21 protein-coding genes and 1 pseudogene are annotated in these 26365 nt (G+C 61.8%); 17 read left to right on the forward strand and 5 right to left on the reverse strand.

The genetic code is table 11. The features are described from left to right. A complete protein-coding gene (locus tag KI241_RS15835) occupies positions 1-873 on the reverse strand; it encodes an ABC transporter permease (protein WP_047738952.1) in 873 nt (290 codons plus the stop codon). A gap of 375 nt (positions 874-1248) precedes the next feature. Here KI241_RS15835 and KI241_RS15840 point away from each other — a divergent pair, with 375 nt between their 5' ends. Further along, positions 1249-2337, forward strand: a complete 1089-nt coding sequence (locus KI241_RS15840) for an LLM class flavin-dependent oxidoreductase (RefSeq protein WP_123578900.1) — start codon at positions 1249-1251, stop codon at positions 2335-2337. Positions 2338-2396: 59 nt separating this feature from the next. On the opposite strand, the gene KI241_RS15845 is transcribed toward KI241_RS15840, so the two are convergent. Both KI241_RS15845 and KI241_RS15850 read right to left on the reverse strand, forming a co-directional pair. Continuing rightward, a complete protein-coding gene (locus KI241_RS15845; protein ID WP_047738954.1) occupies positions 2397-3191 on the reverse strand; it encodes a class II aldolase/adducin family protein in 795 nt (264 codons plus the stop codon). A gap of 128 nt (positions 3192-3319) precedes the next feature. Further along, on the reverse strand, positions 3320-4225 hold the full coding sequence (locus KI241_RS15850) for a LysR family transcriptional regulator (RefSeq protein ID WP_042728666.1): 906 nt from the start codon (positions 4223-4225) through the stop codon (positions 3320-3322). Between the two features lie 239 nt (positions 4226-4464). Between KI241_RS15850 and KI241_RS15855 the strand changes: the two genes are divergently transcribed. The 12 genes and pseudogenes from KI241_RS15855 to KI241_RS15910 all read left to right on the forward strand — a co-directional run bounded on the left by KI241_RS15855 (position 4465) and on the right by KI241_RS15910 (position 20661). Further along, positions 4465-5073, forward strand: coding sequence for a cysteine dioxygenase (locus KI241_RS15855; protein WP_123578898.1), 609 nt, complete (start codon positions 4465-4467; stop codon positions 5071-5073). Beyond that, a complete protein-coding gene (locus KI241_RS15860; RefSeq protein ID WP_123578897.1) occupies positions 5070-6653 on the forward strand; it encodes a rhodanese homology domain-containing protein in 1584 nt (527 codons plus the stop codon). The genes KI241_RS15855 and KI241_RS15860 overlap by 4 nt, the downstream gene beginning before the upstream one ends. A 96-nt stretch (positions 6654-6749) precedes the next feature. Continuing rightward, on the forward strand, positions 6750-7703 hold the full coding sequence (locus KI241_RS15865; RefSeq protein ID WP_212802705.1) for an ABC transporter substrate-binding protein: 954 nt from the start codon (positions 6750-6752) through the stop codon (positions 7701-7703). Positions 7704-7716: 13 nt separating this feature from the next. Beyond that, entirely contained in the window at positions 7717-9069 is a 1353-nt protein-coding gene (locus tag KI241_RS15870) for an LLM class flavin-dependent oxidoreductase (protein WP_047738956.1), read from the forward strand. Then, the gene (locus KI241_RS15875; protein ID WP_212802706.1) at positions 9066-10094 is read left to right on the forward strand and encodes an ABC transporter substrate-binding protein; all 1029 of its coding nucleotides are present in this window, start codon (positions 9066-9068) and stop codon (positions 10092-10094) included. Before KI241_RS15870 ends, KI241_RS15875 begins: the two co-directional genes overlap by 4 nt. Before the next feature lie 88 nt (positions 10095-10182). Beyond that, the gene (locus KI241_RS15880; RefSeq protein WP_042728425.1) at positions 10183-11370 is read left to right on the forward strand and encodes an acyl-CoA dehydrogenase family protein; all 1188 of its coding nucleotides are present in this window, start codon (positions 10183-10185) and stop codon (positions 11368-11370) included. Next, positions 11367-12326, forward strand: a complete 960-nt coding sequence (locus tag KI241_RS15885) for a D-isomer specific 2-hydroxyacid dehydrogenase family protein (RefSeq protein WP_212802707.1) — start codon at positions 11367-11369, stop codon at positions 12324-12326. The genes KI241_RS15880 and KI241_RS15885 overlap by 4 nt, the downstream gene beginning before the upstream one ends. A gap of 411 nt (positions 12327-12737) precedes the next feature. Beyond that, a pseudogene (locus KI241_RS15890) lies at positions 12738-14869 on the forward strand (TonB-dependent receptor). A gap of 81 nt (positions 14870-14950) precedes the next feature. Further along, a complete protein-coding gene (locus KI241_RS15895) occupies positions 14951-16525 on the forward strand; it encodes an FAD-dependent oxidoreductase (protein ID WP_042728422.1) in 1575 nt (524 codons plus the stop codon). A gap of 25 nt (positions 16526-16550) precedes the next feature. Beyond that, a complete protein-coding gene (locus tag KI241_RS15900; protein ID WP_042728421.1) occupies positions 16551-17048 on the forward strand; it encodes a RidA family protein in 498 nt (165 codons plus the stop codon). A 35-nt stretch (positions 17049-17083) separates the two neighbouring features. Beyond that, positions 17084-19573, forward strand: coding sequence for a TonB-dependent receptor (locus KI241_RS15905; protein ID WP_212802708.1), 2490 nt, complete (start codon positions 17084-17086; stop codon positions 19571-19573). Between the two features lie 110 nt (positions 19574-19683). Further along, the gene (locus tag KI241_RS15910) at positions 19684-20661 is read left to right on the forward strand and encodes an aliphatic sulfonate ABC transporter substrate-binding protein (RefSeq protein ID WP_053143800.1); all 978 of its coding nucleotides are present in this window, start codon (positions 19684-19686) and stop codon (positions 20659-20661) included. Positions 20662-20750: 89 nt separating this feature from the next. On the opposite strand, the gene KI241_RS15915 is transcribed toward KI241_RS15910, so the two are convergent. Next, complete coding sequence (locus KI241_RS15915; RefSeq protein WP_123578889.1) at positions 20751-21431, reverse strand: TetR/AcrR family transcriptional regulator; 681 nt, start codon at positions 21429-21431, stop codon at positions 20751-20753. A gap of 146 nt (positions 21432-21577) precedes the next feature. On the opposite strand from KI241_RS15915, the gene KI241_RS15920 reads away from it, so the two are divergent. Continuing rightward, a complete protein-coding gene (locus KI241_RS15920; RefSeq protein ID WP_123578888.1) occupies positions 21578-22459 on the forward strand; it encodes a 2,4-diacetylphloroglucinol hydrolase in 882 nt (293 codons plus the stop codon). A gap of 36 nt (positions 22460-22495) precedes the next feature. On the opposite strand, the gene KI241_RS15925 is transcribed toward KI241_RS15920, so the two are convergent. Next, positions 22496-23104, reverse strand: a complete 609-nt coding sequence (locus tag KI241_RS15925) for a TetR/AcrR family transcriptional regulator (RefSeq protein ID WP_042728416.1) — start codon at positions 23102-23104, stop codon at positions 22496-22498. A 416-nt stretch (positions 23105-23520) separates the two neighbouring features. On the opposite strand from KI241_RS15925, the gene KI241_RS15930 reads away from it, so the two are divergent. The 3 genes from KI241_RS15930 to KI241_RS15940 are packed head-to-tail and all read left to right on the forward strand — an operon-like array spanning position 23521 to position 26281. After that, the gene (locus tag KI241_RS15930) at positions 23521-24603 is read left to right on the forward strand and encodes a hydroxymethylglutaryl-CoA synthase (RefSeq protein ID WP_212802709.1); all 1083 of its coding nucleotides are present in this window, start codon (positions 23521-23523) and stop codon (positions 24601-24603) included. Between the two features lie 30 nt (positions 24604-24633). Then, positions 24634-25830, forward strand: coding sequence for a thiolase family protein (locus KI241_RS15935; RefSeq protein ID WP_047738965.1), 1197 nt, complete (start codon positions 24634-24636; stop codon positions 25828-25830). Between the two features lie 10 nt (positions 25831-25840). Next, a complete protein-coding gene (locus KI241_RS15940; RefSeq protein ID WP_042728413.1) occupies positions 25841-26281 on the forward strand; it encodes a zinc ribbon domain-containing protein in 441 nt (146 codons plus the stop codon). Positions 26282-26365: the final 84 nt, after the last annotated feature.

Consider the following 26365-nt stretch of genomic DNA (forward strand, 5'->3'; position numbering starts at 1 on the left):
TCAGTTCCTCACAAAAGATGGGCGCCAGGCCAAAGCGAAGCGTTCGAGGGTGCGGATCAGCCCATCGATCAGCAGACCCAGCACGCTGTAGATCAGCAGGCAGATGACGATCACGTCGGTGCGCATGAAGTCCCGCGCATCACTGGCCAGAAAACCGATGCCGGCGGTGGTGTTGATCTGCTCGACAAACACCAGGGCCAGCCAGGAGATGCCCAGGGAGTAGCGCAGGCCGACGAAAAACGAGGGCAAGGAACCCGGCAGGATCACGTGCCAGATCAGCTCGCGACGATTCAGGCCCAGGGTATTGGCGGCCTCGATCAACTTGGGGTCGATGTTGCGGATGCCGGCAAACAGGTTCAGGTACACCGGAAACGTCGTGCCGATGACGATCAGGGCGATCTTGGTGAACTCGCCGATGCCGAACCAGAGAATGAACAGCGGCACCATGGCCAGCGAAGGAATGGTGCGCAGCATCTGCATCGGCGAATCGAGGACCACTTCGCCGCGCTTGGACAGGCCGCTGATCAGCGCCGCGACCACGCCGATCGACACACCGATGCTCAGCCCCATGAGGGCCCGTTGCAGCGAGACCCACAAGTGCCTGCCCAACTCGCCCGAGGCGATCATGCTCCACAGCGTGCCGCCGATCTGCGAGGGGGCGGCGATGATTCGCGGTGGAATCAGGCCCCAGCGCGACGCCAGCTCCCAAAGCAGCAGCAACACAATCGGGCTGACCAACCGCAACAACGCTTCGGGTGTACGCCAGCGGCGCAAGCCCACCGGCAGCCACCCCGCGACACCCTTCCCTGACGGGTGCAACCCCTTGACTGAAAACGCGCTGGCGCCCTGTGTCTCTAATGTCTTGTCGCCCATAGGCTTCCCTCCTCCATCGACATGGTCAATCGCGCCATGCATCCACTTTGGATTCATACTATTCGCATAAAAAATGTCAGTGAAATTCTTTTTGGGAATAACCTAATATGATTAGAAATCAGCCACTCAAGCCGTTAGATAAATATTTTGCATAATAAAAACCCACGGGCCGCGCCGTTCGCGGCGCACGGACATCCACCCACAAAATGCATAGAACTGATACACAAGCTAAATATTGATCAATATTTTTTATAATTAACATAGAACAAATCGGCATTTCACAGCACTTCCCGGCTGCGACTACCTTTTTGTCACGGACCGACCCCTTGCCCGGTGGAGGCTTCAAACACCCCATTCATTGAAAGGACCCCCACCATGAGTATTGAATTCATCGGCTTCATCGGCGGCCACCACGCCTCGGAAATCCACCCGCGCAGCGGCCCCGTGCTGCAGCCCGCGTATGTGGAGAAAGTGGCCCGCGCCCACGAGGAGGCCGGTTTCGACCGGGCTCTTATCGCGTTCCACTCCAACAGCCCGGACAGCACGCTGATCGCGTCCCATGCCGCCAGCGTGACGACGCGACTGAAGTTCCTCATCGCCCATCGCCCAGGGTTCGCCGCGCCCACCTTGGCAGCGCGCCAGTTCACTACCCTGGATGTGTTCAACGGCGGACGCACCGCCGTGCACATCATTACCGGCGGCGATGATCGCGAATTGCGTGCTGACGGCAGCCATATCGGCAAGGACGAGCGTTATGCGCGCACCGACGAGTACCTTGATGTGCTGCGCCAGGAATGGACCCGCGAGACGCCCTTCGATTACCAAGGCACGTACTACCAGGTCGAGGGCGCGCATTCCGACGTGAAGTCGCCACAGCAGCCGCATATCCCGTTGTACTTCGGCGGCTCATCGGCGGCCGCCATTGCCGTGGCCGGCAAGCACGCGGATGTCTATGCGCTGTGGGGCGAAACCTACGAACAGGTGCGCGAGGTGGTGAACCAAGTGCGCGCCGAAGCGGCCCGGCATGGTCGCAGCATTCGTTTCAGCCTGTCGTTGCGGCCAATTCTGGCGGACACCGAGGACCAGGCCTGGGCACGCGCCGAACGCATTCTGCAAGAGGCAGGCGCACTGGCCGAGCGCAATGGGTTCGTGCGTCGCGAGCCACCCAATGAAGGCTCGCGACGCCTGCTGGCAGCGGCAGCCCAGGGCTCGCGCCTGGACAAGCGGCTGTGGACCGGCATCGCCGGCCTGCTCGGCGCGCAAGGCAATTCGACCGCCCTGGTGGGCACCGCCGAACAGGTGGCCGAAGCCCTGCTCGATTACTACGACCTGGGCATCACCACCTTCCTGATTCGCGGCTTCGACCCGCTCGAGGACGCCATCGATTATGGCAAGCGCCTGATCCCGCTGACCCGCCAATTGATCGCCGATCGCGAACGCCAGGCGGCTGAAAAGGTCGCTTGAAACACGCGCCCCCCGAAAAGCCACGGGCAGGCTGCTGAGCAGCCTGCCCGTGCGATCACTCAATCCTTATAGTCGACGTCGGTCCTTTCCAACTGCCGGATGAGCGCGTTCCAGTGCCGCGCGACACCCGGCCCGTCACCGCGCTTGAATGCTTCGGCCTGTGCCTCGACCTTGGCCACCACCTCGGCCGGAGGAAAGATCAGCTCGGCATTGCCCGCCGCCTGGGCCGCGATCTGGATGTTGCAGGCACGCTCCAGGCTTTGCAGCTGCTGGAAGGCATGCTCGACGCTGACACCCGCGGTCAATAGCCCGTGGTTGCGCAGGATCAGCACACTCTTGTCGCCCAGGTCCGCCACCAGTCGCTCGCGCTCGTCCAGGTCCAGCGCAATGCCCTCGTAACCGTGGTAAGCCACGCGCCCGGAAAAAGCGATCGAATGCTGCGAGATCGGCAACAGGCCATCGCGCTGGGCGGAAACGGCAATGCCGTCGCGGGTGTGGGTGTGCAGCACCGCTTGAAGGTCGGGACGGGCGCCATGAATCGCACTGTGGATCACGTACCCGGCGTAGTTGATGCCCAGGCCCGTCGGGTCGTCGACCAGGGTTCCGTCAATGTCGACCTTGACCAGATTGGAAGCGGTGATTTCGTCGAACAGCAACCCGAAGGCGTTGATCAGGAAATGCTCGTCAGGCCCCGGCACCCGCGCGGAAAAATGCGTGTAGATGTGGTCGGTCCACTTGAACAGGGCCGCCAGCCGGTAGGCGGCGGCCAGTTTGACACGCACTTCCCACTCTTCGGGACTGACGCGTTGGCGAACATGTTTCGAGACGCTGGATAGCGGGCTGACGCTGCTCATGGCAAGACTTCCTGGATGGCCTTAAGGATCTCCAGCAAGCCTAGGGGAAGGCCAAAAATAATAAAAAGCACATTTTAATCTAAGCTAATTATCATTTTTTTTTATTATATACAGCCTCCCCGGCAGCGTTACGCAGCGCTCTTGATCTTCTGCAACGATCCGGCGACCAGCTTGCCGAAGGCTTCCACCGGCCCTTGCAGGTTGCCGAGAAAATGCGGATAGATCAGCCACAGGTCCATCACCGGTTTGAAGTCCTTGAGTGGCATGGCCGCCAGTTGATCGAGATGGACACTGCGTTCCAACAGCGGGCGCGGCACCAGGCCAAGGCCCAGGCCATCGGCGACCAGGCCCAGTTGCAACTCGGTACCGAAGGTTTCCAGGTTGACCCGCAGGGCCAGCCCTTGGTCGGACAACGTGCGTTGCAGCCCGGCGCGGAAACCGCAGCCGTCCGGGTTGAGAATCCAGCCGTTCTGGTAGACGTCCGCCAGCTTGCTGGGGCGCTTGGGCAATTGCGCCTTCGCGCACACCACCACCAACTCCATCTTGCCGATCGACTCGCCAATGATGTTGTCGGGAAAAATTTTGCCGGCGGGAAACAACGCCGCCGCGGCGTCCAGCTCGCCGCGTTCGATCTTGCCGACCAACTGGCTGCCCCAACCCGTCGCCACCTGCGCACGCAGTTCCGGATACGCGACGCGCAGATGCTTGAGCGCATCGAGCAGCACCACGTCGCCGATCGTTTGCGGAACGCCCAGGCGCAACAAACCGGTAGGCGGCGCATCGGTGGCGACCAGCTCGCGCAAGGCATCCATCTCCCGCAGGATCAGGCGACACTGCTCGTAGACTCGCGTGCCGATCAGGGTCGGCTTGAGCGGCTTGGTGTTGCGGTCGAACAACTCCACCCCCAGGGCCTGCTCGAAGTTCTGCACGCGCCGTGTGATCGCCGGTTGCGTGAGTTGCAACGTCTCGGCGGCATGGCTGATGGACTGACAGCGAATCACTTCGACGAAGGCGTCGATATCATCAATTTTCATTTGGCCCGCACATGGAACACAGTCGATAAAATGTTTGAAAAGCATAACCCATGGCGAAAAAGCATAGTGCCATTGCCCGTGACTGGATAGCCCAACGCAATGATCGATAACATCTAACTCTATTCACAAGGGTTCTAAATTCCTTTCAGCTATAACCTAATCATAAAAAAATAGCATATTAAGAAAAATCATTATGCTTAAATCATGGCAGATCCTTTTATAACGACGATGGAATCGCCATGACCCAGGCCCGACACCCGGAAAGACTCAGAGCATTCGTAGGCGCCTTGGCCGAGCTGATCGACGGCAACCCTCGCGAAGGCGACCTGCTGCATCGCGGCGGCAAGTTGCTCGCTCAATTGGTCAGCCATGACGACTGGCTGCCCGACACCTTTGCCCAACCAGACCCCGAGCGCTACCAGCAATACCTGCTGCATGCCGATTCCCGGCAGCGGTTCAGCGTGGTCAGTTTTGTCTGGGGGCCGGGACAACGCACGCCGATTCATGATCACCGGGTCTGGGGCCTGATCGGCCTGCTGCGCGGCGCCGAAGACTCTCAAGGCTTCGCTCGCCACCCTGATGGCAGCCTGGTGCCCGAGGGCTCGCCGATACGGCTTGTGCCGGGCCAGGTCGAGGCCGTCTCGCCCAAGGTCGGCGACATCCACCAGGTCAGCAATGCCTTCGCTGACCAGGTCTCCATCAGCATTCACGTCTATGGCGCCAACATCGGTGCCGTACGCCGCGCGGTGTACCAGCCCGACGGTAGCGAAAAGCTGTTCATCTCCGGGTATTCCAACACCCTGCTCCCCAACATCTGGGACCTGTCCAAAGAGAGCCAAGCCTTATGAGCACTGTACGTACCCGCTCCTACTCGGAGATCCGCCAGGCGTTGCTGAACCGCGAAGAGCTGGCCATCGTCGACGTGCGTGAAGAGGCGCCGTTCGCCCAGGGCCATCCACTGTTTGCCGCCAACATCGCGTTGTCCAGGCTGGAGCTGGAGGTGTTTGCGCGCATCCCGAGGCGCGACACCCCGGTGACGGTCTATGACCGTGGCGAAGGCCTGGCGGGCCTGGCGGCGCAGCGCCTGCAAGCGCTGGGCTACGTCGATGTCGCGGTGCTCGAAGGTGGCCTGGACGGTTGGCGCGACGCGGGTGGCGAGTTGTTCATCGACGTCAACGTGCCGAGCAAGGCCTTTGGCGAGCTGGTGGAAAGCCAGCGCCATACCCCCTCGATCGCCGCGCCAGAGCTCCAGGCACTGCTCGACAGCGAGGCCGACGTCGTGGTGCTCGACGCCCGCCGTTTCGACGAATACCAGACCATGAGCATTCCTGGCGGCATCAGCGTACCTGGGGCGGAACTGGTGTTGCGGGCGCGGGCACTGGCGCCGGACCCGGCGACCCGCATCGTGGTCAATTGCGCCGGCCGTACTCGCAGCATCATCGGCACCCAGTCGTTGATCAACGCCGGCCTCGCCAACCCGGTGTCGGCCTTGCGCAACGGTACGATTGGCTGGACCCTGGCCGGCCAGGTGCTGGAGCACGGCCAGTCACGCCGGTTCGCCCCTACCCAGGAAAAACATCGCGACATCGCCGCCCGCGATGCCCGCCGCGTTGCCGATCAGGCACGGGTCGGTCGCGCCACCCTCGCGGACCTGCACCGCTGGCAAGCGGACGCGACACGCAGCACCTACCTGTTCGATGTACGCACCCCGGAAGAATTCGAAGCCGGCCACCTGCCCGGGGCCCGGTCCACGCCCGGCGGGCAACTGGTCCAGGAGACCGATCATTTCGCCAGCGTACGCGGTGCTCGCCTGATCCTGGTCGACGATGACGGTGTGCGGGCCAACATGTCGGCGTCCTGGCTCGCGCAATTGGGGTGGGAGGTGCACGTGCTGGATGATCTGCACCCCGGCCACTTCAGCGAACAGGGCCCCTGGAAAGCCCCTGTGCCTGTCCCGCCGCAAGCCGAAGAGATCAGCCCTGACACCCTCGAACAGTGGCTGGCCGAAGGTGACACCGTGGTACTGGACTTCACCAGCAGCGCCAACTACATCAAGCGGCATATCCCGGGGGCATGGTGGGTGCTGCGCAGTCAACTGAGCGAAGCCTTGGCCCAGGTGCCGTCGGCCCAGCGCTATGTCCTGACCTGCGGCAGCGGCCAGTTGGCCCGATGGGCAATCCCGGACGTCGAACGCCTGACCGGCCAGGCCGTGTTCCTGCTGCGTGACGGCACGGCCGGCTGGATCGCCGCCCAGCGGCCGCTGGCGCATGGCGAGACCCGGTTGGTGTCTGCGCCCATCGATCGCTATCGCCGCCCCTACGAAGGCACCGATAACCCGCATGAGGCCATGCAAGCCTATCTCGATTGGGAGTTCGGCCTCGTGGACCAACTGGCCCGCGACGGCACCCACGGTTTCTATGTGATCTGAACCCAAAAGGGGGCGAGTGATCGCCCTGACCCGGACCAGCCGACCCCTTCTCCAGGCGGAGGCGCTGAATGCAACGCTTAGCCTGGAGTTCCACCCATGCGCCTGTCCCTACCCTTACTGTTAATCGCCCTCGTGTTCGGCACTGCTCACGCAGACGACCTGCAACCACTGCGGGTGGCCAATCAGAAATCCACCCTCAAGGCCCTGCTGGAAGTGTCCGGTGAACTCAAGGACGTGCCCTACGCCATCCAGTTTTCCGAATTCCCCGCCGCCGCACCACTGGGCGAGGCCTTGAACGCCGGCGCCGTGGACATCGGCGCCCTGGGCGATGCCCCCTACGTGTTTGCCTTGGGCGCGGGGGCCTCACTGAAGGTCGTCAGCATCATTCATGCGCAAGGGCGCAATACCACGGCCATTCTCGTCCCCAAGAACACCCCCATCCGGGAGGTTTCGGACCTCAAGGGCAAACGCATCGTCACCACCCGTGGCTCGATCGGGCACTACCTGGCCATCAAGGCCCTGCGCAACGTCGGCCTCAGCACCCGAGATGTGGAATTCGTCTTCCTGTTGCCCAGCGAATCCAGGCTGGTGCTGGATAACGGCACCGCGGACGCCTGGTCTACCTGGGACCCCTTCACCACCGTGGTCACGGCCCAAAGCCAGGCCAGGGTCCTGGTCAGCGGCAGCCACCTGCTGAGTAATCACCTCTACCTGGCCGCCACCCAACAAGCCATCGCCGACAAGCGCCCGCAACTGGATGACTTTGTCGCCCGGATCGACCGGGCCTTCCGCTGGAGCAACGAACACCCTGCCGAATATGCCGCCGCCCAGGCCAGGATCACCGGCCTGCCATTGGCGGTGCACCTGGAGGTGGCCAAGGCGACCCAGATGCAGCCGGTGTTGATCGACGACGCGGTGGTCAGCGGCTTGCAGACGACCGCCGACATCTACCGGGAAGAAGGGTTGCTGACCCGCCGCATCGACGTTTCCCAAGGCTTCGACAAGCGCTTCAACACCCAGCGTGCCCCACTGACCCAGGTTTCGCGTTAAAAGGAGCAGAACCATGAGCAAGCAACGCCAACTCAAATTCGGTGCAATGGTCCACGGCGTCGGCCATGGCTGGGGCGAATGGCGCCATCCGCAGGCGCAACCCGATGCCAGCACCAGCTTCGGTTTCTACAAGCAGCAGACGCAACTGGCCGAAGGCGCCAAGTTCGATTTCGTGTTCATCGCCGACAGCCTGCACATCCATGAAAAATCCAGCCCGCACTACCTCAACCGCTTCGAGCCGCTGACTATCCTCTCGGCCCTGGCGGCCGTGACGTCGAACATCGGCCTGGTGGCCACCGTGACGGTCAGCTACACCGAGCCCTACCAGGTGGCGCGCCAATTCGCCTCACTGGACCACATCAGTGCCGGGCGTGCCGGTTGGAACGTGGTGACGTCGTGGCTCAGCGGCACCGCCAACAACTTCGGCAAGGCCGAGCACCCGCCCCACGCGGTGCGCTACCGGATCGCCAAAGAGCACGTGGCAGTGGTCCAGGGCCTGTGGGACTCCTGGGAGGACGATGCCTTTGTCTACGACAAGCAACGGGGCGAGTTCTTTGCCCCCGGCAAGCTGCACGCGCTGGAGCACAAAGGTGAATTTTTTTCGGTCAAGGGCCCACTCAATATTGCCCGCTCCCGCCAAGGCCAGCCGGTGATCTTCCAGGCCGGTACGTCCGAGGACGGGCGTAACTTCGCCGCCGAGAACGCCGATGCGATTTTCGTCAGCGCCGAAAGCTTTGAAGAAGCCCAGGCCTATTACCGGGACCTGAAGCGTCGCGCCAGCGGATTCGGTCGCGACCCCGAGCAGCTGTCGATCCTGCCTGGCATTCGTCCGATCGTGGGGCGCGATGAGGCGCAGGTGCAAGAGCGCTATCGACAAGCGGTGGCGCTGGTGAGTATCGAGGACGCCATCGTCGCGCTCGGCCGGCCCTTCAACGACCATGATTTCAGCCAGTACCCACTGGACGCTCCGTTCCCTGAGCTGGGCGACCTGGGCGCCAACAGCCAGAAAGGCGGCTCCGAGCGGATCAAGCAACTGGCCCGGGACGAAGGCCTGACGCTGCGCCAGGTCGCCCTGCGCTTTTCCCAGCCACGCCGGGACTTCGTCGGCACCCCCGAACAGGTCGCCGACGCCATTGAACACTGGTTCGACAACGGCGCAGCCGACGGCTTCATCATCAACGCCCTGCTGCCGGACGGCCTGCAGACGTTCACCGAATGGGTCGTGCCGGTCCTGCAGCAACGCGGGGTGTTCCGCCGCGAATACAGCGGCCACACCCTGCGCGATAACCTGGGCCTGGCGGTGCCGGCGAACCGGTACACCCATGACGTCCTTGAGCCGGCAACGGGCAGTGAGGCCGTCGCATGAGCAAACCTCCGGTCATGAAACAACACTTCGCGCCAGGGCAGCTCGATCGACGCGGCTTCCTGATGGCCGGCGCCGTCACCCTTGGCGCCCTGGGCCTGTCGACACTGGGTTTCGCCCCGCGCGCGTTCGCCCAGGGCAAGTCCCTGTCCGAGCTGACCCTCGGGGTGGCCACCTACCGTGGCCAGGACTCCTATTTCTTCGAGGATGCCGGCACCGCCGACACGCCCTACAAGGTCGAATACGCCGAGTTCGCCGGCGGCAACCTGATCGTCGAGGCGCTGGCGTCCGGCAGCCTGGACGTGGGTGGGATGAGTGAAATCCCACCGATCTTTTCCATCCAGAGCCATCGCCAGCCGCGCCTGATCGCGGTGCTGCAAGGTGACGTGAACAACCAGGTGTTCCTGGTTCCCAAGGAATCGTCGGTCGAGTCCATCGGGCAATTGCGCGGCAAGCGGGTCGGCTACGTGCGCTCTACCACCTCCCATTACTTTCTGATCAAGGCCCTGAAGGAACAGGGCCTGACCATGAACGACATCACCGCCGTAGCGCTCACGCCCCAGGACGGTTTCAGCGCATTCCAGAGCGGCCAACTCGATGCGTGGGTGATCTACGGCGTGTTCATCCAGTTGGCCAAGTTCCGCAGCGGTGCCCGGGTCCTCAAGACCGCCCTGGGCTACTTGTCCGGCAACTACCTGATTGCCGCGCGCCCCAAGGCGCTGGAAGACCCGCTGCGCCGGCAGGCGATCCAGGATTACATCCAGCGTGAGGCGCGCACCCTGAAATGGATCAACGACAACCCCGAGCCCTGGGCAACCAAGTCGGCGCGATTGCTGGGTGTCGACAAGGCGGTGTTTCTCGACATGCACAACCAACGCAGCCAGCCGTCGAAGATCATCGCCGTGAGTGAACAAGCCATTGCCTCGCAGCAGGAAGTCGCCGACCTGTTCTTCGACGCCGGCGTGCTCAGCGAAAGGCTCGACGTCAGCCCCCTGTGGGAACGCAATTTCCCCTTGCTCGCGCTGTGAGCCTGTTGCAGCGGCCTGCTCCTGCGCGGCAGCGGGTCGCCAGAACCGGGCATCCGGCTTCCATCTTTTTCGATCGAGTGAACTGACCATGAGCCTTTCTTCCTTACGCCCACCCCAGTTGCAAGCAGTCGTGGCCGCCGACTTCGACGCCGTGCTCGAAAGCATCGGTGCACAATTGGCGGCCACGGCCCACCGCCTTGACGAGAGCGGTGCCTTCCCCCGGGACAATTTCAAGTTGCTGCACGAGCATGGCCTGCTGGCCCTGACGGTGCCCAAGGCGCTGGGCGGTAGCGGCGCGAGCCTGGTGCAGGCCCGCAAAGTCATCAGCGCGGTCGCCAAGGGCGAACCTTCCACGGCGTTGATCCTGGTGATGCAGTACCTGCAGCATTCACGCCTGCAAGACAATCGAAGCTGGCCCGAGGCGTTGCGCCTGCGAGTGGCCCGCGACGCCGTGAACGACGGCGCGCTGATCAATGCCTTGCGGGTCGAACCCGACCTGGGTACGCCGGCCCGTGGCGGGCTGCCCGCGACGATCGCCCGGCGCACCTCCGAAGGTTGGCGGATCAGCGGGCGCAAGATCTACTCCACCGGCAGCCATGGTCTGACCTGGTTCAGCGTCTGGGCACGCAGCACCGATGAAGACCCGCTGGTGGGTGCCTGGCTGGTGCACAAGGACACGCCAGGGCTCAGCATCATCGAGGATTGGGACCACCTGGGCATGCGCGCCACCTGCAGCCACGAAGTGCTGTTCGACAACGTCCTGGTGCCACTGGATCACGCCGTCAGCGTCAGCCCCTGGAGCGCGCCACAGCCCGAACTCGACAGCGATGGTTTCCTGTGGATGTCGGTCTTGCTCTCGGCGGTTTACGACGGTGTCGCCCAAGCCGCGCGCGACTGGCTGGTGGGATGGCTGGAGCAACGCAAGCCGTCCAACCTCGGCGCCGCGCTGTCGACCCTGCCGCGCTTCCAGGAAACCGTCGGCCAGATCGACACCCTACTGTTCGCCAACCGCAGCCTGCTGGATGCCGCCGCCGAAGGACGCACGCCGGCCCAGCACGCCGCACAATTGAAATACCTGGTGACCAGCAACGCCATTGCCGCGGTCGAACTGGCCATCGAAGCGTCCGGCAACCCCGGTCTGTCGCGGCATAACCCGCTGCAACGGCACTACCGCGACGTGCTGTGCAGCCGCATCCACACCCCGCAAAACGATGCCGTGCTGCAAGGCGTCGGCAAAGCGGTGTTCGCCCAACGCCAGAAAAAGGACACCCCATGAGCCCGCTCGTGATCGCCAGCCAACTGGACACGGAGTTCAACGACGTGATCCGCCAGCGCCTCGCGCAGACGCACCCCGGGGCCAGGGTCCTCGACGTACCGGCCGGCGTGCCCAGCGACCTTCCCGCCGACGTCGGGGTACTGCTGGCCCGCCCGATCAACGTGCGCGGCTATCAGGCGCCGGACACACCACCACCGGGCTGGCCCTACGGCTTGAACTGGGTGCACGTGGTGTCCTCGGGCATCGACTTCTATCCCCAGTGGTTGTTCGACGGCCCGCCCGTGAGCACCTCCCGGGGCAGCGCCGCCGAGAACATCGCCGAATTTGCCCTGGCCGCGATCTTCGCCGCCGCCAAGCACTTGCCGGACATCTGGGTGCACGACTCGCACTGGAACTTCACCGCGCTGACGCCGCTCAAGGGCAGCACCCTGGGGATTCTCGGCTTCGGTGCGATTGGCCGCAGCCTGGCGACCAAGGCCCGTACGCTGGGCATCAACGTGCTGGCGCTGCGCCAGAGCACGGCACCGTTCGAAGTCGAGGGCGTCGAAGCCGCGGAGGGGATCCATGACTTGTTCGCTCGCGCCGATCACCTGGTACTGGCCGCGCCCCTGACCGACGCGACGCGGCATATCGTCAACCCCGCGGTGCTTGCCAGCGCCAAGCCGGGCCTGCACCTGATCAATATCGCGCGTGGCGGCTTGCTAGACCACGCTGCCCTGCTTGAGGCCCTGGACAGCGGCGCCATCGGCCTGGCCTCGCTGGACGTCACCGAACCGGAACCCCTGCCGGACGGCCATCCTTTCTACACTCATCCACGGGTGCGACTGTCGCCGCACACTTCGGCGATTTCCAGCAACAGCCGCCACGAGATTGCCGACAGTTTCCTCGCCAACCTCGAACGCTTCCTGTCGGGGGCGACACTGCAGAACCTGGCGAACGTACAGCGCGGGTACTAGCTGCACCTTTCTCCGTCATCGCGGGCAAGCCATGCTCCCATAAGGGCCACATGACACATGTGGGAGCACGGCTGGCCCGCGACTGCGTTTCGAGGGAGCCATATAATCATCAGAATTACGCATTTAATTTCTTATTTTAATGTCTATTTTTTATAATTAACTTATAACAAAACGGACTTTTACAGCGACCCATTATACAAATACTGTTACAACCATCACCGACCCCTGACCAGGTGGAGGCTCGCGGAACTGTACGTTTTTCCGGCCGACACCACCCCACGGTCAATGCCACACCCAACCTGAAATCGGCCAACGCTCTCCTCGCCCTGCCTCCCGGAGCCAGGCCCGTGGCGACGCTTTGCCCGGAATAAATGCCAACGCCCACGCTGCACCAGACACCAGGGGTCCACCATGCACGATACCTTCACCTCAAACCGCCTGACGCTGGCCGTTTCGCTGGCCTTGCTCGGGTTGTCGGCCCACGCCGAAGAAGACACCCGGGACGGTGCGCTGGCGGTGGTCACCGTCACCGCCGAACACCGCAGCGAGGATTTGCAGAAAGCGCCCCTGGCGATCTCCGCGTTCGACGAAGCCGCCCTTGAAGACAAGCAGATCAAGAGCATTCGCGATCTTTCCGGACAAGTACCGAACCTGACCCTCAGCCGCCAGTCGATCTCTTACAGCGCGCAGACCTATGGGATTCGTGGCATCGGCGAAACCGACCCGATACAGGAAGCGGCCGTGGCGGTCTACGCCGACGACCTGTACATCCCCAGGGCGATTTCCTCGATGCTCGACTTCAACGATGTCGAACGCGTCGAGGTCTTGCGCGGCCCGCAAGGCACGCTTTATGGACGCAACAGCAGTGCCGGGGCGATCCGCGTGATTACCCGCGATCCGTCCCAGGAAACCCGCGGTTTCTTCGAACTCGGCGCCGGCAACTACAACGCGCAGAACGGCCGCCTGCTGATCAGCGGCCCGCTGGTGGACAACGCCCTGTTCGGCAGCTTCTCGGCCATTCGCCTGACCCGCGACGGCACCGTTTCCAACCCCACCCGCGGCGAAGACGTGAACAACGTCGACATCCAGGCCTACCGAGGCAAGCTTCGCTTCAACCCCATCGATTCGCCGTGGGACGTGCAACTGACGCTGGCCGGTACGTTCGACCGCGGCGATACCACCAGCTACACCCCTTCGACGCCGACGGCCGCTTCGACAAGTTCAAGAGCTACAGCGGCCTCAACCCGAAGAACCGCCTCGACCAGGGCAGTTCGGTATTGCGGGCGATCTACAGCATCAACGATCACTTGAATTTCAAGTCGGTCACCGCCTACTCCGCCTTCAACCAACCGGTGGACTATGACAACTCCGGCCAGGCGGCCCTGATCCAGCACAGCCTGATCACCTACAAACAGGACTACGCCACCCAGGAGTTCCAGCTCAACGGCGATTACGACGACTTCACCTTCAGCACGGGCCTGTACCTGTACCGGGAAAAATTCGACGCCGAGCGCGACAGCCTGACTTATTCCATCGCGCGTAACCGGGTGATCGGCCAGGGCCAATACAGCACCACCAACACCGAAAGTTATGCGCTGTATGGCCAGGGCAGCTACAAAATCACGCCGCAACTGTCTCTGATCGCCGGGCTGCGGTTCACCCGCGAACACAAGAACTTCGACTACACCAACTACGTCGTCACCCCGGACCGGCAGATCACCGGCACCAACTTCAGCGCCGACTCGAGTAAATCCTGGCAATCCACCAGCCCGAAACTCGGCTTCGAATACGCCTGGACACCCCATCTCAATCAGTACGCCTACGTCGCCAAAGGTTTCAAGGCCGGCGGCTACGACAACCGTGCGCCGACCCAGGCCGCCGCCGAACAGGCGTTCTCACCGGAAGACGTGACCACTTGGGAAACCGGCCTCAAGGGCGACTTCTTCGACCGGCGCCTGCGCGCCAACCTCGCGCTGTTCTACAACGACTACAAAGACCTGCAAACCAATGCCTACGACCCGGCTCTGGGCGTCAGCCTGCGGACCAACGTCGGTCAGGCCCACACCTACGGCGTCGAACTGGAAACCCTGAGCGCGCTGACGCCCGACCTGCAACTGACATTCAACCTCGGCTACCTGCAAAGCCAGTACGACGACTTCGAGAACGCCAGCGGCGCCGGGATCGATGCCAACGGCCAGCAGTTGGTGTACTCACCGCGCTGGAACACCAGCGTCGGCTTCAACTACACCATTCCCGCCGGCCTGCCCGGCACCTGGCTGGCCGGCACCGATGCCCAGTTCCAGACCAAGTCCTATGCCAACGCGCTGAACGACGACGTGCAGGAAATTCCCCAGCAGACCTTCTGGAATGCCAATACCCGCTACATCTCGGGCGACGGCCATTGGACCACCACGCTGTCGGTGAAAAACCTGCTCGACCGGGCCTACCCCCAAGCGGTCGGCTATGTGCCCGCAAGCGGCGCCCGGTACTACTCCATCAACGATCCGCGAACCCTCTTGCTGTCTGTGCGCTACGACCTCTGACCCCGATGCGAATCCCCCAGGCGTGGCCGCGAACAGCGACGACGCCCAACTCATCACGTCAACATTCCAAGGAGCGACATCATGGCTTTCACCCGCAGGCAAATGATTTCCCGCATTGCCGCCATCGGTGGCTATAGCGCCGCAGTTGGCGCCCTCGACGCACTGGGCCTTACACCTCAGGCCGTCGCGGCGGGCTTTGGCCCGTTGCAATTGGGCAGCAGCGGCAAAGGCAAGCAGGTAGTGGTGGTTGGCGCCGGCATCTCCGGCCTGGTCAGCGCCTATGAGTTGCGCAAGGCCGGCTTCGCCGTGACGATCCTCGAAGCCCGCGAGCGAGTGGGCGGACGCAACTGGACCCTGCGTCGCGGCAGTCGGGTCGAGTTCGACGACGGTATCAGCCAGACCGTGGACTTCGATGACGGGCAGTTCTTCAACGCAGGCCCGGCGCGCATCCCCAGCCATCACCAGACGATCCTCGGCTACTGCCGCGAACTGGGCGTGGAGTTGCAAGTGCTGGTCAACAGCAGCCGCAACGCACTGGCCTTGCCGGACGCCCGCCAGCCGGCCTTCCAGCTGCGCCAAGCCGTCAACGATACGCGGGGGCAACTGTCCGAGCTGTTGGCGCGCACCGTCAGTCGCAAGGCCCTGGACCAGGACCTGAGCACCGAAGACCGCCAGGCGCTGCTGAATTTTCTCAAGGTCTATGGCGACCTCAATGCCGATTTCAAATACACAGGATCGGTGCGCTCGGGCTACACCCGCATCCCCGGCGCCGGCGATCAAACCGGCGTCACCCGCACACCCCTCGCGTTGCAGACGCTGCTCAACCCCAAGCTCTGGGGCGCACTGGTGTTCGATGAGATTCCCGAATTTTCTTCCACCATGTTCCAACCGGTCGGTGGCATGGACCGGATTCCCCAGGCGTTCCATGAGCGACTCAAGGACGTGGTGCGTTTTCATGCCGAAGTCAGCGACATCCAGACGTCGGAGCAAGGCAGTCGCATCACCTACCGCGACCGGCAGACGGGCAAGTCCCACACCCTGAACGCCGACTACGCCATCGTCACCGTGCCCCTGCCGCTGCTGGCCAAGCTGCCGAGCAATTTCACCACGCCCTTCAAGCAAGCGATCCTCAGCGCGCAAAGCGACCAGGCGAACAAGGTCGCGTGGCAGTCGCCGCGCTTCTGGGAAACCGACTTCAACATCTTTGGCGGGCTGTCTTACCTGGATCATGAAGTCAAAGGCCTGTGGTACCCCAGCGATCGCCTGAACAGCGCCGAAGGCATCCTGGTGGCCGCCTACAACACCAGTGAAACGGCGCAGTCCTTCAGCAGCAAATCCCTCGCCGAGCAGTTCGCCTCCTCAAGGCAGGCCGTCGAACTGCTGCACCCCGGCCACAGCGCCAAGTTGCAAAAACCGGTCGCCATCAACTGGTCGAAGGTGCCCTTCAGCAAAGGCCCGTGGATCGTCAACGACGAAGTGGGCGAGCAGGCCTACCGGATCCTCAACGAACCCCAGGGCCGCACCTACCTGGCCAGCGATGCCCTCGCCCACGGCGGCGTCGGCATCTGGCAGAACACCGCCGCCGACTCGGCGCGCCGCATCGTGTCGCTGATCGGCCGCCACGCCGAGCGCCTGCAAGCCGGCCTTGCCGCTTGATGATTTTTCGATAAAGGACCTTGCGATGAAAACCACCCCGTTACTTACAGGACTTCTCATGACCGCCACCGCCTTCGCCAGCCAGGCCGACGACATCAAGCGCATCGCCCTGCCCAACTCCAACTTCCCGATTTCCCTGGCGGTGTCGGTGCCGGCACAAACCGACCTGCTGTTTGTCAGCGGCCTGCTCGCCGACCTGCACGATCCGAGCGCGCCCAAGAATTCCTTCGCCGCCTATGGCGACACAGCGACCCAGACCACATCGATCCTCAACAAACTCAAGGGCGTGCTGCAAGCCCAGGGCCTGGACCTGGCGGACGTGGTGCAACTGCGGGTGTTCCTGGTGGGCGATCCGGCCAAGGGCGGCCAACTGGATTTCGCCGGATTGCAGCAAGGCTATACGCCGTTCTTCGGCAGCGCCGAACAACCGAACAAGCCGGCACGCACCGCCGTGCAAGTCGTCGCGCTGCCGTTGCCCGGCGGCCTGGTGGAAATCGAAGCCGTCGCCGCTCGCAAGAAGTGACACGGACCTCAGCCGACAATCAGGAGCTCACCCTCATGCCCAACCGCCAAAGACACCTCGCCGCGCCCGCTTATCGCCCGTTGCTGCTGCCGCTGTCATTTGCCTGTGGCCTTGCCTCTTTCAGCCTCGAGGCCGCCGAAAGCAGCGCGTCCACCCTCGATACCGTGGTGGTCACCGGCAACAGGGGCACCGTCGAACGCACCGTGACCAGCAGCCCGACGCCCATCGATGTGGTAACCGGCGCGCAACTGCAAGCGGTGGGCAAGTCGAGCCTGCTGGAGGCGCTGAGCAAGTTCATTCCCTCCTTCAACCTGCCCGACCGCGCCGGCTGGGATGCCAGCGGCGTGGTCCGCTCGGCCACCCTGCGCGGCCTGACGGCGTCCCACGTGTTGGTGCTGGTCAACGGCAAGCGCCGGCACACCAGCGCGACACTGAACATCAACGGTATCAACAGCGGTGCCGCGCCCAGCGACCTGGACCTGATCCCGGTGGCGTCCATCGACCATATCGAAGTGCTTCGCGACGGCGCGGCGGCGCAGTACGGCTCGGATGCCATTTCCGGGGTGATCAATATCATCCTCAAGCAGACCACCGGCGGCAGTTCCGACACCACCCTTGGCCAGGGCTACGACGGCAAGCGCGGGACCGCACAGCAAGCGCTCAACTATGGGTTCCAGGTGGGCGAAGCCGGCGTGCTCAACGTCTCATTCGACACACGCTACCAGGAGCGCGACAACAAGGCCGGCAGCAACGGCTACAGCAACCATTACTACCCGCAAGCCGACGACTCGCCCGACCCACGCGAGGCCGGCGCAAGCCACCACACCTACAAAGGCTACGGATTGCCCCGCAGCCAACTGGCCGATGTCGGCTACAACCTCGACCTGCCGCTGAACGACGACGTGACGCTCTATTCGTTCTCCACCCTGGCCACCCGGGAAAACAACGACGGACAAAACTTTCGCCTGCCCAACGGGCGCAACACCATTACCACCGGGCCCAATGGCTACCCCGGTGGCTACAGCCCCTATTGGCTGGTGAACGAAACCGACTTCCAGTCCGCGTTCGGTGCCAAGGGTGAAAGAGCCGCCGGCTGGGCATGGGACCTGAGCAGCACCTACGGACGCAACTACGCCAAGCAACGCACCTACAACAACCAGAACCCTTCGCTGGGGGAAAACACGCCGAACAAATTCACGTCGGGCATCTACATTGCCGACCAGTTGACCAGCAACCTGGACCTGAAGAACAGTTATGAAATCGGCCTGGCGAAACCGCTGGATGTGGCCTTCGGCTTCGAACACCGACGCGAAAGCTACGAGACACGCGCCGGCTCCGAAGCCTCCTACATCGACGGCGGCTACGTGTTCCCGGCCGGCCATCCACGCGCCGGGGAGCGGCCCGATCCGGGTGCCCAGGTCACCAACGGCATCACGCCCGAGGACGCGCAAAAAGTCAGCCGCAACAGCGTCGCCAGCTACATCGACCTGGGTTTTTATCCCACCGAACAGTGGTACCTGGGGCTTGCCGCACGCTACGAGCACTACAACGAAGGCATCGGCGCGACCCGCAGCGGCAAGCTGAGCACCCGCTACGAGTTCAACCCGGTGTTCTCAGTCCGCGGCACCATCAGTAACGGCTTTCGCGCCCCTTCGCTGGCCAACCAGATCTTCACCGCCCGCTCCACCGGCTTCGACACCATCAATGGCGTCTACCAGCCCTACAACTATGTGATCCTGCCTGTGGATTCGGCGGGTGCCCAGGCGCTGGGAGCCGAGGCGTTGAAACCCGAACGCTCGACCAATTTCAGCCTCGGTTTCGCCCTGACACCCAGCGAAGACCTGAGCCTGACGGTGGACGGCTACGTGATCAACCTGCGCGATCGCCTGGTCCTGAGCGAACGCTTCCAGGGCCCGGGAATCGCCGCCCTGCTCGACGGCATTGGCGTGCCGGCGACCGCGGGCGCGCAGTACTTCACCAACGGTGCCAACACCCGCACGTCCGGGGTCGATGTGGTCGGCAACTACCGACAGAACCTGGAGCGTTATGGCTCGGTGCGCTGGACCGCGGCGCTGAACTACAACCACACGAAGATCCTCAGCGTCGCCGAAACACCTTCGCAACTGACCGCCCTGGGCAGCAATTTCGAATTGATGGGGCGCCAGTCGCGGGCCCTCATCACCAAGACCTCCCCCAGCAGCAAGATGATTTTCTCCGCCGACTGGGCAATCAACGACTTCGATGTCAACTTGCGCCTGACCCGCTACGGCACGTACACCGAGGTCAACAGCTCAAGCGACCCGAGCCTGGACCGCCGCTATAGCGCCAAATGGATCACTGATCTGGACGTGGCTTATGCAATCAACAAGCAACTGACCGTCGCCCTCGGGGCACAGAACCTGTTCGACAAATACCCCGATCATATTGGCGTCAGTAACGCTTCGTTCGGCGACAACTGGGGCAGCTACTCCCCTTTCGGCTTCACCGGCGGCTATTACTACACCCGCCTCCAGTACGCTTTTTGAGGCCCGGCATCGCTGCTTAAGCTAATGCCCAAAAAGTATTTATAAATTAGTTTTTAGAACCATAGGATTCTCCAGCGCCTCTCCTTTTTTCCTTGAATATCGAGCACGCCATGTCAAAACCCCTCAGCAAATACGCCGTGATACGGCGCCGCACCTCCCTGGCCAGCCTGGTCGTTGCGCTGGCCGTGTCCACTCTCGCGCTACCGGCCCAGGCTCAGGAAACCCTGCGCATCGGCTACCAGAAATCGTCGACCCTGATCACGCTGCTGAAAACCCAGGGCACGCTGGACAAAGCCCTCGCCGAAGCGAATATCGAAGTCAGCTGGCATGAGTTCCCCAGCGGCCTGCCCTTGTTGGAAGCGTTGAATGTCGGCAATGTCGACATCAGCGCTGACGTGGCCGATACCGTGCCTGTATTCGCCCAGGCGGCGCAGGCCAAGCTGACCTATTTTGCGCAGGAAGCCCCTTCGCCTTCGGCCCAGGCCATCGTTGTCGCCAAGGATTCGCCCTTGCAGCAACTGGCGGACCTGAAGGGCAAGAAAGTCGCCGTCACCAAGGCCGCTGGAGCCCACTACCTGTTGATCGCGGCTCTGGACAAGGCAGGCCTGAAATTCTCGGACATCCAACCGGCCTACCTGTCCCCCGCCGACGGTCGGGCAGCCTTCGAGAATCGAAAAGTCGATGCCTGGGTCACCTGGGAACCGTTCCTCAGTGGCGTGCAACGACAGTTGCCCACCCGAACCCTGACCGACGGCAGTGGGCTGGCCAGCTACAAGCGCTACTACCTGACCAGCACCCGCTATGCCCAGGCGCACCCGCAAGTGCTCAAGGTGGTCTACGGGCAATTGCAGGAGGCCGGCAACTGGATCAAGAATCACCCGCGCGACGCAGCGCAGGTCCTGAGCCCGTTGTGGGGCAATCTCGATGTGGAAACGGTCGAAGCGGCCAATGCTCATCGCAGCTATCAGGTTCAACCGGTGAAAGCCGACCAACTGGATGAGCAGCAGAAAATCGCCGATGCTTTTTTTGCCGCAGGGCTGTTGCCCCGATCGGTGGATGCTCGTGATGTGGGGATCTGGGCAGAGTAAGGCTGCGAGCCGATCCCGCATGCCGTAAACCGGTCCTGAAGTCGCGCCCTCAGGGCCTCATCGCCTTGAGGCGCAAGGTTATTTTCCCTTCATTCGTTCGGTGCCTCGTGTGCCGTGGCCGCCACGGCCTGAAGCCCCCCGAGCGCATAGCTCACCATGTGCTCGATCAGCCCCTGCGGCTCGATGCTCAACCCTTGCAGCACATGCCGGGTCAAGGGCTGGTGTGCAATCAGCAAGAACAGGCACGGCGCGAAGACGCTGATCGCGCTGCGCAGCGTGGTGGGATGATCGGCCGGCAGGTTCATGATTTGCCCCAGCAGGCTGCGCAGTATGTGCGCCTTGGGAAAGGACTGCTCCCTGAGGACCGCCTCGAACTCGGGGGAAGGCGAAAGCAGTTCGCGCGTCAGCACTTTCAAGGCCCAACCATCCGGATGATTGTGGATGCGCTCGACGAGCAGGGTGATGAGTGCGCGCAACTTGTCCTGTGGCGAACCCGGTTGCTCGCTGAGCGAAACCAGCGTTTGCATCTGCAGGAATCGAGCATGGGCTTCGAGCAATACGGCCCGGTACAAGCCTTCCTTGTTGACGAAGTGATAATTCACGGCCGCGCTGTTGGCCTGCGAATGCTCGCAAATCTGTTTACTGGTGGTGTTGGCCAGGCCCTGTTCGGCGAACAACTCGCCGGCTTTCTCCAGAATCTGCAGCCGCGTTGCCCGCCCGTCGAGTCGCGAAGCGCGGGCGACGGAAGGCTTGCCAGAAGCATTGTCCATGAGCTCATCTCTCGATAGTTCTAATTCAAATTTGACTTTTTATTTTGGCGTACCTATTTTGGTCCTGTCACTGCCCCTTTACAACCCTGCGTGAAGGCCTGCCTGGATGTGCGCAGGCTTTCTCGCCTCATCAAGGAATCACCGTCATGGAAGCGCGCGTAATGACACCTTTCACCTACTTCTCATTGCCCATGCAGAAGCAGTTCCTGGTCAATCAGAAAGCCGTTCAGGGTAAGCCCTACGCCGACTTTTTCCGTTCGCAGATCAACGTACCGCTCAGTGCCGTCGAGAAAATCCAACAAGGCCCGATGCCTTTGTCCGACACGCTGACGCCCAGCATCGAAGACCTCAATCGCATGCTGGCGGCGGACTTTGTCAGCGAGGAGGCTGGATACGCCCTGTTGCCCGGCCCGATGGCCTACGTGCAAAGCCGCAAATTCTTCCCCGGTTGCACGGCGCAGATGCTCAAGTGGTGGTTCATGTGGCACCCGCTCGAAGCCGAGCGCTACACCTTGTGGTTTCCCTATGCGCATGTTGAAAATCCCTGCGTGCATCATGAGCGGCTGGTCGACGACAGCTTGAGCTTCGAAGACAGCCTGTATGGAAACACCTTCTGCGCCTGCGAATATGTCGGCGATCGCCTCATGCACCTGCATATTCATTTCAGAGATCCCTGTGAACTGGGTTTCTGCCCGGACATGTACCGTGAATCGAAAATCGATGGCAGCGTCAGCGCTCTGATGAGCCTGGCGGACCAGCCGCAAGTGCCTGTCTCGCTGATGGTCCACCTGTTCAAGGAATGCCCCGAAGGCCTGTACCTGACCAGCCGTTACTGGGTCGGCAGCCACCCAGCCATGCAACGTTTTCCAGGCGCCGAGCAGGCCGCGCAGTTGCTGAAAAAAAACGGCTTTGGCGAAGCCGAGCTGGAAACGCTGGCTTATGAATTTGCTGTGCATGATTTGTGTGAGTTCAACCACCTGGCCAGCATCCTGCCAAGCCTTCATGCACAGTTCAGTGGCGCCGCGTAACCCACTTCCCTCCCTTGACCAGGCTTCGGCGGCGCCTTAAACCGCCGCCGAAGTGGTCCGCAACACACCGTTCATCAGTAAAGTCGTGAACTCGTTGATATCCCCCTCTACTTCCAACTGCTCGGTCAACAACCTGTACCAGCAGAACCCGAAGATCATGTCCAACAGCAACTCACGGGACGTGTCCTTGGGCAGCTCCCCTTGTTGAATGGCGTTTTCCACCAGCTTGCGAGGCAATTCCCTACGCCGTTCCATGAATTCATCTTTAAGTTTGGGCAGCGTCGTGGGGTCGAGCTGGGCTTCAGCGATGACACATCGAAAGGCTTCCCCGCAAATCGTTTCCCGCCAGACCTTCCAGAGATTGAGCAACAGAAAATTAAGGTTTTCCTTGAAGGAACCTTTATCCGGCTCCTTGCGAATCTGCTCGCTTTCGCTCTCGTAGACCTCGGCTATCAACGCCGCCTTGTTGCCCCACCATCGATAGATTGTCGGCTTGCTCGCTCCGGCGCGCCGAGCCACAGCCTCGATGCTCAACCCTGAATAACCGCACTCCTTGAGGGTTTCTATGGCAGAGATGATGATCGCTTTGTGCGTGTGTGGGCTCCTCAATGAGCCAATGGAGCTCCGAGACGGTTTACGGGCCATAATTCAAAATCTCCAATATGGCGCTTGACAAAAGAAAAGCAGGGTATAGGATTCTCTCGAAAAGCAATGAAACGGATCGTTTCGTTTTGTATGATTATTTGATCTCGACTTCTGCTTAACCGCGCACCTCGGTAGCGGTATGCACCGCATTGTGGAAAGAAAAGGAGAGAATAGTCATAAATTTTTAATGCGACCTTAACGATACGGTACGTTTCGTATCATACATAATAAAAAGGAGATAATAAACCCATCGCTCATCAGTGGAACGCCAGTTTTTTCCACTGAAGCCCCCGGTTTACGGGCATAGGACTGCCAATGACACTTTGCGGGCACCATTAGATAGTTTCTAAATATTTCATGCATCCGTCACGGCCACGCCGCTGGCAGGTGGAGAAAGGAATCTGGAGGAAGTACACGTGAATAAAGTAGGAATTGTGAGCTATGGCGCAGGCATTCCGGTGTGCCGTCTCAAAGTGGAGGATGTGATCCACGTATGGAAGAACACTGACCTGAGCCTGGTCACGAACCAGCTCGGTGTCATTGAAAGAGCCGTCCTTCAACCCGACGAAGATGTCATCACCCTCGGCGTACTCGCCGCTCAACGCGCGCTGGACAAAGCGCCCCTCTCCCACCTGGATGCCCTTTACCTCGGCACATGCACCAACCCGTATGACTCCCGCGCATCCGCGTCGATCATCCTGGAAATGCTCGGCTGCGGCTACGACGCCTTCTGCGCAGACGTACAGTTCGCCGGCAAGTCGGGCACCAGTGCCCTTCAAATCGCCTACGCCCTGGTCGCTTCGGGCATGAGCGGCAACGCCTTGGCCATTGGCGCCGACACGATCAACCGCAACACCGCCCCCGGCGACCTGACAGAGTCCTATGCCGGAGCAGGAGCGGCCGCCTTGCTGCTGGGCACTGAAAACGTGATCGCGCAATTCGACGCCAGTTTTTCCTGCGCGGCGGATATCGCGGACAACATTCGTCCCCAGGGTGATCGCTACATCCGTTCCGGGATGGGATTGGGCTCCGACAAAAACAGCATCGGCCTGGAAGAGCAGACCCACCGCGCCGCATCGGGCCTGATGACCAAGATGAAGCTGCAGGCCGGCGATTTCGACTATGTCGTATTGCAGCAGAACCTGGTGTCGACGCCCTTCTCCCTCGGCAAGGGCCTGGGCTTCACGACAGCGCAGATCGAGCCGGGCATCTATGCCCAGAGTGTCGGCGATACCGGCGCGGCGAGCCCTTTGCTGGGCCTGGTGAACATACTGGATCGAGCGCGACCCGGTGAGAAGATCCTCATGGTGTCCTATGGATTTGGCGCGGGTAGCGATGCGATTGCCTTGACGGTGACGCCTGCCATCGAAGCCTACCAAAAGACCAACGTCCCGCTGCGCACGCTGCTGGAGGATAAGTATTACGTGGATTACGGGACGTCGATCAAGTACGAATTCAAGTACTTGCGACCTGACTATGCCCTGACTGCCTACCTCTGATTTCTATCTATCCAGCAAGGAGCACCTTCTATGTGCGCACGACGCGTTGCTATCGTTTCGGCTGCCTATACCCCCAAGCCCGGCAGCTCCCGAGTTCGTCAGACCTTTAAAGAGATGATCGTCGAGTCCGCCTACCAGGCACTCAACGCCATCAAGATGCATCCCCGCGAGCTTCAGGCGGTCGCCTATGGCTACCACGGTGAAGGCATTTCCGAGTACGGCGGCCTGGGCCCGACCATCTCCGATGCCCTGGGCATCAGCCCTGCCCCGACGTTCATGAGCACTGCCAACTGCACCAGCAGTTCGGTGTCCTTCCAGATGGCCCACCAGATGGTCGCCTCAGGTGAATACGACATCGTCCTGTGCGGCGGCTTTGAAAAAATGACCGATCACTTCAACTACGCCGAATACATCGGCTCCAGTACGGAGTGTGAGTACGATTACTTCCTGGGGATTTCACACACCGACGCCTTCGCCCTGGCGACGGCCGAATACTTTGAAAAATTCGGCTATGCGGGACGTGAAGCGGATGTCCTGGCCACGTTTGGTCGGCAGATGCGCATCTATGCCCACAACACCCCCACCGCGACCCGCTTTGGCGTGCCGATTCCGTCCCTGGAAACCCTCAAGAACAGCGAGGCCTGCGGCTCGATGCTGGCCTGGGGCGAGGCCAGTGGTTGCGCGATCCTGGTGGCCGAACACCTGGCGCATCACTACACGAGCCAACCGGTGTTCATCCGTGGCTGCGCCTACACCGGCGTGTCGCATTACTTCGGGACGCGTTATCACAACCCGACCCTGAAACACGCGGGCCTGCCGAAAGACGTGGGCATGGCGGTTTCCGCCAACTCCATTGCCTGTGCCGAAATCGCGTACAAAAAAGCCGGCATCACCGCCAAAGACATTGACGTGGCACAGGTCTACGACTTGCTGGGGGCGGGCCTGATCCAGATGGAATCGATGGGTGTCTGCGGCCCGGGCCAGGCCGGTGACTTTGTCTTGGAAGGCGGTATCGCCCTCGACGGGCAACTGCCGTTGAACACCGATGGCGGCAATATCGGGCGCGGTCACGCTTCCGGTTGCGACGGCATCCTGCACATTACCGAACTGTTCCGACAGCTTCGTGGCGAGTCCAACAACCAGGTCAAGAACGCGCGCATTGGCGTCTCGCAAAACCTGGGCGGTTACGCCGCGCATAACAGCGTCATTGTGCTTTCCAACGATTAAGGAGCCGACCATGTCCCTGTACCCAGAACAAATCCACCGCATGACCACCGCCAGCATGTTGCGCGAATGGCGCGAGCACGGCGGCAAGTACCGTCTCGAAGGCAGCCGTTGCCAGGATTGCGAGGAGATTTTCTTTCCTCGGCGAACCGTATGCGGCGCCTGCAACTCGATGAACGTGCAGCCGTACCGCTGCGCGCGCACCGGCACGATTCAGGTCAGTGCCCATGCTGAAAACCCCATCCTCGCCGCCATGGGCTATGGGGAAACCGTACCGCGCTTCATGGCGATGGTGCGCCTGGATGACGGCCTGGTGATTGCGTCGGAAATCGTCGACGTGGTCGACCCACGACAAGTTGTCAGCGGCGCGCCTGTCCGCATGGTAGTTCGTAAACATGTCCGAGAAAGTAACTTGGCTTGGCAATATGCCTATAAGTTCGTACTGGTGAAATAACAAGCGAGTTGTCCGCCCTATCCCGCGTTATTAATAACAACAGTCGATATTTCCGGCCTATCAGCCCGTTACTTTGATTCTGTT

Source organism: Pseudomonas sp. Cab53 (assembly GCF_018325965.1).
GTDB lineage: Bacteria > Pseudomonadota > Gammaproteobacteria > Pseudomonadales > Pseudomonadaceae > Aquipseudomonas > Aquipseudomonas chlororaphis_E.

Coding starts and splice junctions, on each gene's coding strand:
- KI241_RS15835 (WP_047738952.1), bottom strand. CDS start 873: ATGGGCGACAAGACATTAGAGACACAGGGCGCCAGCGCGTTTTCAGTC.
- KI241_RS15840 (WP_123578900.1), top strand. CDS start 1,249: ATGAGTATTGAATTCATCGGCTTCATCGGCGGCCACCACGCCTCGGAA.
- KI241_RS15845 (WP_047738954.1), bottom strand. CDS start 3,191: ATGAGCAGCGTCAGCCCGCTATCCAGCGTCTCGAAACATGTTCGCCAA.
- KI241_RS15850 (WP_042728666.1), bottom strand. CDS start 4,225: ATGAAAATTGATGATATCGACGCCTTCGTCGAAGTGATTCGCTGTCAG.
- KI241_RS15855 (WP_123578898.1), top strand. CDS start 4,465: ATGACCCAGGCCCGACACCCGGAAAGACTCAGAGCATTCGTAGGCGCC.
- KI241_RS15860 (WP_123578897.1), top strand. CDS start 5,070: ATGAGCACTGTACGTACCCGCTCCTACTCGGAGATCCGCCAGGCGTTG.
- KI241_RS15865 (WP_212802705.1), top strand. CDS start 6,750: ATGCGCCTGTCCCTACCCTTACTGTTAATCGCCCTCGTGTTCGGCACT.
- KI241_RS15870 (WP_047738956.1), top strand. CDS start 7,717: ATGAGCAAGCAACGCCAACTCAAATTCGGTGCAATGGTCCACGGCGTC.
- KI241_RS15875 (WP_212802706.1), top strand. CDS start 9,066: ATGAGCAAACCTCCGGTCATGAAACAACACTTCGCGCCAGGGCAGCTC.
- KI241_RS15880 (WP_042728425.1), top strand. CDS start 10,183: ATGAGCCTTTCTTCCTTACGCCCACCCCAGTTGCAAGCAGTCGTGGCC.
- KI241_RS15885 (WP_212802707.1), top strand. CDS start 11,367: ATGAGCCCGCTCGTGATCGCCAGCCAACTGGACACGGAGTTCAACGAC.
- KI241_RS15895 (WP_042728422.1), top strand. CDS start 14,951: ATGGCTTTCACCCGCAGGCAAATGATTTCCCGCATTGCCGCCATCGGT.
- KI241_RS15900 (WP_042728421.1), top strand. CDS start 16,551: ATGAAAACCACCCCGTTACTTACAGGACTTCTCATGACCGCCACCGCC.
- KI241_RS15905 (WP_212802708.1), top strand. CDS start 17,084: ATGCCCAACCGCCAAAGACACCTCGCCGCGCCCGCTTATCGCCCGTTG.
- KI241_RS15910 (WP_053143800.1), top strand. CDS start 19,684: ATGTCAAAACCCCTCAGCAAATACGCCGTGATACGGCGCCGCACCTCC.
- KI241_RS15915 (WP_123578889.1), bottom strand. CDS start 21,431: ATGGACAATGCTTCTGGCAAGCCTTCCGTCGCCCGCGCTTCGCGACTC.
- KI241_RS15920 (WP_123578888.1), top strand. CDS start 21,578: ATGGAAGCGCGCGTAATGACACCTTTCACCTACTTCTCATTGCCCATG.
- KI241_RS15925 (WP_042728416.1), bottom strand. CDS start 23,104: ATGGCCCGTAAACCGTCTCGGAGCTCCATTGGCTCATTGAGGAGCCCA.
- KI241_RS15935 (WP_047738965.1), top strand. CDS start 24,634: ATGTGCGCACGACGCGTTGCTATCGTTTCGGCTGCCTATACCCCCAAG.
- KI241_RS15940 (WP_042728413.1), top strand. CDS start 25,841: ATGTCCCTGTACCCAGAACAAATCCACCGCATGACCACCGCCAGCATG.